This window comes from Candidatus Erwinia dacicola, assembly GCF_001756855.1.
In the GTDB taxonomy this organism is placed as follows: domain Bacteria; phylum Pseudomonadota; class Gammaproteobacteria; order Enterobacterales; family Enterobacteriaceae; genus Erwinia; species Erwinia dacicola.
In genome coordinates, this window is record NZ_MAYS01000488.1 from 1 (window position 1) to 1,294 (window position 1,294).

Consider the following 1,294-nt stretch of genomic DNA (forward strand, 5'->3'; position numbering starts at 1 on the left):
CCGCTCACGCCACAGGCGTGCTACGTTCAGGATGATCGGCGGATTTTAATCAACCTGGTCGGGCAGCTGGTCGAGGTACAAAACTATGGTGGTTACTATGATGTGTTGTGTCATATCAAAACGCCTGGAGGGATTTCGGGTGATGTGTGTGAGATGTACGGTAAAGCGTATCGGCTTAAACTGGGTGATCTCAGCAAAGACCAGCTAATCAAAGTGATTGGATTTTTATCAACACTGGAGTGCTGACAGCGAGCAGTGGGGGATGCCCCACGGCCCCACTGTTTGGTGCTCTGCTTCAGGAGCATGGGAGCATGAAAGATTTTTTTTTGTGAGGCGTCGGGGTGAAACGGCCCGGATTTCTCAGTCACTGGCGGTACAAAGTGACGGTATCAAGTATCGGCTTCAATATCTGGTGCTTGATCGGACGAACCCGACGAAAGCAGAACGGGCATCCGGGACGAAAGAAGAGCGTATCGAGGTACTTAATCAGGAGTTTTTCCTTAACGTTGGCGATTTTATCCGGGTAAGTGATTTTCCGTTACCAAAACTGACACGTGAATTTATTCGTTTTCTAAAGGAATCTCAGGAACATGGATCTGAAAGCTGATTACAGGGGTGAACTGGCGCAACGTGCGCGGGTGTTTCTGAACCGCACACAAAAAGAAATGGCTGCGTTGTTCGGCCTGTCTCTACGCTCCTGGCAGGATAAAGAGCAGAATACTAATCGCGTATCAGTCAGTGAAACATATACGCTTTTGCTGTTGCTTAATGAACATCCTGACTACCAGTTATTGCCACGCATTGATGATGTGAAGACCCCCGCTCAGGAGGCAGCAAAAATAGCTGTGGAGTTGGCGCAATGCCTGACTGAGCGTATACCGCTTCCATCAAAAGTGGTTGAGCTGGAAAATGCTCTTGATGCGGCAATCCTGGCGTTTCGAGAAGATTTTGTAGCTGATATGGATAACAGGCAAGGTGACTTGTCTCCGGTGGCCGTATTATCTAAAGAACTGGAAAAGGCCAGAAATCGAATCACTGATCTGGAGTCCGATAACAGCAAATTGCGGGCTGAACTGGCTAAAAAAACCTGTTAATCAGGCTCCCTTCGGCTCCCCGTCCACGGGCCGGGTCGTCTGCCACACTTCGCTAACCTGATGGCATTTGCCATCAGGCAAGCTACGCCGAACCCGTTCACGGTTTCGGGCTATCGCTAGTGTCAGATAGCAAAGACCAGCCTGCAAATTAATGAGAACCGCGTCTGTAGGCTCAAGGGGCAAGCCCCATTCCCACTCGA

Annotated in this window: 2 protein-coding genes and 1 pseudogene; all 3 read left to right on the top strand. The window is 49.8% G+C overall.

All coding sequences use genetic code 11. The features are described 5' to 3' along the window. Positions 1 to 246: pseudogene (locus BBW68_RS19220) on the top strand (hypothetical protein); the annotation flags it as partial. After that, the gene (locus BBW68_RS12760) at positions 218 to 607 is read left to right on the top strand and encodes a hypothetical protein (protein ID WP_245675268.1); all 390 of its coding nucleotides are present in this window, start codon (positions 218 to 220) and stop codon (positions 605 to 607) included. The pseudogene BBW68_RS19220 and the gene BBW68_RS12760, both read left to right, overlap by 29 nt. Then, on the top strand, positions 591 to 1,094 hold the full coding sequence (locus BBW68_RS12765; RefSeq protein ID WP_070135651.1) for a hypothetical protein: 504 nt from the start codon (positions 591 to 593) through the stop codon (positions 1,092 to 1,094). The genes BBW68_RS12760 and BBW68_RS12765 overlap by 17 nt, the downstream gene beginning before the upstream one ends. Positions 1,095 to 1,294: the final 200 nt, after the last annotated feature.